This is a genomic window from Kitasatospora sp. NPDC001539, from assembly GCF_040298565.1.
Classification (GTDB): domain Bacteria; phylum Actinomycetota; class Actinomycetes; order Streptomycetales; family Streptomycetaceae; genus Kitasatospora.
The window spans coordinates 1-3,742 of the sequence record NZ_JBEPAK010000406.1 but is presented as its reverse complement, the minus strand read 5'-3'; the positions used below and the strand labels follow the sequence as shown (position 1 = coordinate 3,742).

General features: G+C 76.6%; 1 protein-coding gene. It reads right to left on the bottom strand.

Going from position 1 to position 3,742, the window contains the following annotated elements; translation table 11 throughout:
• On the bottom strand, positions 1 to 3,742 hold a 3,742-nt coding region (locus ABT247_RS32485; protein WP_350750004.1), incomplete at both ends, for a condensation domain-containing protein.

Here is a 3,742-nt window from a genome sequence, read left to right as displayed (position 1 = left end):
CCGGCGCCGGCCAGCAGGTGGGAGGCCCCGCTGTCGGCCAGCAGGGCGGCGTTGCGGGCGGCGGGCGCCGCCGGGTCCAACGGCAGGTACGCGGCGCCGGCGCCGAGGACGCCGAGCACGCCGGCGACGAAGGACGCGCCGGGTTCCGCGAGCATCGCCACGACCGAACCGGTGCCCACCCCGGCCGCGGTGAGGGACGCGGACAGGCCGCCGGCCGACTCGATCAGCTCCCGGTAGTCCAGGGCTCCGCTGCCGTCCCGGACGGCGACGGCCTCGGGGGTGCGCTCGGCGACCGTACGGACCCGCTCGACCACGCCGAGGCTCTCCTCGGCGACGGACGGGTCCCAGCTGCCGAGCAGTCCGCCCAGCTCGCCGGGGGTGCCGGCGCCGGTGAGGTCGGTCGGCGCGGTGACGTCGATCCGGGCGAGCGGCAGCCCGGGCCGTTCGGCGACGGTGCGCAGCAGGTGCAGCAGGATCCGGGCGACGCGCTCGACCTCGGCGGGGGTGAACAGCGCCGGGTGGTAGTCCAGGCGCAGGCTGAGCGCCTCCCCGGGGTGGACGACCAGGCTGAGCGGGTGGTGCCGGGCGTCCCGGGCCTCGGCACGGACCACCCGGGGCCCGTCGCCGCCGGCGAGGGCCTGCTCGTCCAGCGGGAAGTTCTCGAACAGCACCACGGTGTCGAAGGCCTCGCCGGAGAGGCCGGCGGCCTGGTGGATCGCGGCGAGCCCGAGGTGCTCGTGCGGGAGCAGCGCGGACTGCTGCTCCTGGAGGGCGTGCAGCAGTTCGGCGAGGGTGGCGCCGGGGTGCAGCCGGGCCCGGACCGGCACGGTGGTGAGGAACATGCCGATCATGGCCTCGACGTCCGGTACCTCGGCGGGGCGGCCGGAGGTGACGGCGCCGAAGACGACGTCCTGGCGGCCGGTGAGCCGGCCGAGCAGCAGGGCCCAGCAGCCCTGGACCACGGTGTTGAGGGTCAGGCCCCGGCCGCGGGCCCAGTCGGCGAGGGCGGCGGTCAGCTCGCGCGGGACCTCGGTGCGGACGGCCTCCGGCAGCGCCGGGCGCCTGGCCGGGTCCGCCGGGACCAGCAGGGTGGGCTCCGGCAGGTCGGCCAGCGCCTCCCGCCAGGCGCCCCGCGCCGCCTCGCTGTCCTGGGCGGCCAGCCAGGCGAGGTAGCTGCGGTACGGCGCCGGGTCGGCCAGCGGGGTGCCGGCGGTGCCCGGCGCGGCGCCCGGCCAGGTGCGCCGCACGGACCCGAGCGCGAACAGCTCGCGGACCAGCAGCGGCATCGACCAGCCGTCGACCAGGATGTGGTGGCTGGTCCAGATGAACCGGTGCCGGCCCTCCCCGTGGGTGACCAGGGCGAAGCGCAGCAGCGGCGGCGCGGCGAGGTCGAAGCGGCGGGTGCGCTCGGCCTCGGTGATCCGGGCCAGTTCCTCGGCCCGGGCGGGCTCCGGCAGGCCGGTCAGGTCGGCCTCGGACCACGGGAGTTCGGCGTGCCGGGGGATCAGCTGCACCGGCTCCCCGGCGGCCCGGGCGCGGAAGGCGGCGCGCAGGTTGGGGTGCCGGTCGAGCAGGGCCTGTCCGGCGGCGCGCAGGGCGGCCGGGTCGAGCTCGCCCTCGATGTCGGCGACGATCTGCAGGGTGTACACGTCGACGTCGCTCGCGGCCGCGTCGTAGTCGGCGTGGAAGAGCATGCCCTGCTGGAGCGGGGTGAGCGGCAGCACGTCGGCCAACGCGGTGCCGGCCTCGGCGAGTTCGGTCTCGTACTCGTCGACCTCCGACTGGTCCAGCCGGACCAGCGGGAAGTCGGAGGGGGTGTGGCCGCCCGCCCCGGTGTGCCGGGCGAGCAGTTCGAGGGCGCGGAACCAGGTCCCGGCGACGTCCCGGGCGTCCTCCTCGGCGACGGCCAGGCCGGCCCAGGACCAGTTGGCGATCAGGTGCGGGCCGTCCCGGCGGTCCTCGGTGGCCGGGGTGACGTCCAGCAGGTGCGGCAGCGGCATGGCGGGGTGGGCGCCGGTGCCGACCACGCCGTCGCCGCCGGCCGGCTCCCAGAGGCCGTCGGTGCGGGCGTCGAAGCGGCCCATGTAGTTGAAGCCGATCTGCGGCTCGGGGCGGCCGGCGAGGACGCGGGCGGCGTGCGGGTTGAGGTAGCGCAGCAGGCCGTAGCCGACGCCCTTGTCGGGCAGGGCGCGCAGCTGTTCCTTGATCCGCTTGAGCACGGCGGCCAGTGCGGGGCCGCCGGACCACAGCTCGTCCCAGTCCAGCGGGCCGGGGTCGAGCCGGACCGGGAAGGCGGCGGTGAACCAGCCGACGGTACGGGACAGGTCGAGGCTGTCGGCGAGCTGTTCGCGGCCGTGGCCCTCCAGCTCGACCAGGGCCGGGGTGTGGTGGGCGTGGCCGTGGCGGCGGCGCCAGTCGGCGACGGCGAGCGCGAGGCCGGTCAGCAGCACGTCGTTGACCTCGGCGTGGAAGGCCGCCGGGACGTCGGTGAGCAGCGGTCCGGTGACCTCGGGGCCGAGTTCCAGGCGCAGGGTGCGCCGGGTGCCGTACACGTCGACGGCCGGGTCGAGCCGGCGGGTGCCGACCAGCGGGTCCGGGCCGTCCAGCACCGACTGCCAGAGGGCCAGTTCGGCGCCCCGGTGCTGGGTGCGGGCCTGTTCGGCGAGCAGCCGGGACCAGGCGCGGTAGGAGGTGCCGACCGGGTCCAGGGCCGGGGCGCGGCCGTTGGCCAGCGCGGTGCAGACGGCGGCCAGGTCGGGCAGCAGGATGCGCCAGGAGACGCCGTCGACGACCAGGTGGTGGGCGCAGAGCAGCAGGTGGGCGTGGTCGGCGCCGGGTGCGGCGGGGACCAGCACGGCCTGCAGCAGCACGGCGGCGCCGGGGTCGAGCCGGGCGCGCGCGGCGGCGGCCAGCTGCTCGGCGGAGCGCGGCGCGTCCGCCTCGCCGGGTTCGGCGGTGGCGACCATCCGGACGTCGTTCAGCGCGCCGGGGGCGAGCGCCTCCAGGTGCCACAGGCCGGGGGAGGGCTCGGTGGCCCGGGTGCGCAGCGCGTCGTGGTGGTCGACGAGCACGTGCAGGGCGGTGTCGAGCAGGTCGGCGTCCAGCCCGGCCGGGATCCGGACCAGCAGGTGCTGGCTGTACTCGGCCACCGGGCCGCTGAGACTGCGGGTGTCCTCGTGCAACTCGGCGATGACCGGGGTGAGTTCGTACGGTCCGGTGCCGCCCTCCTCCGGACCGGCCGCCGGCTCGGTGGCGGCGGCGGTGGTGCTGCCGGCGATCCGGGCCAGCGCCGCGACGGTCTTGTGGGTGAACATGTCCCGGGTGGTGAGGGTGAGTCCGGCCTTGCGGGCGCGGCTGACCACCTGGATGGAGCGGATGGAGTCGCCGCCGAGCGCGAAGAAGTCCTCGTCGATGCCGACGGCGGTGGTGCCGAGCACCTCGGCGAGGATGTCGCAGAGGATGCGCTCGCGGTCGGTGCGGGGGCCGCGGGTGCTGTCCTGCTCGGTGGTCTCGGGGCGGGGGAGGGCCTTGCGGTCGAGTTTGCCGTTGGGGGTGAGCGGCATCGCGTCCAGGACGATCCAGGTCGCGGGGATCATGTAGGCGGGCAGCAGTTGGGCGAGTTCGGCGCGGACCCGGCTCGGGTCGGCGTGGGGGCCGGTGAGGTAGCCGGTGAGGCGGGGGTTGCCGGAGGCGTCGGGCAGGACGGTGACGGCGGCGTCGGTGACGGTGTCGAGGGTGCGGA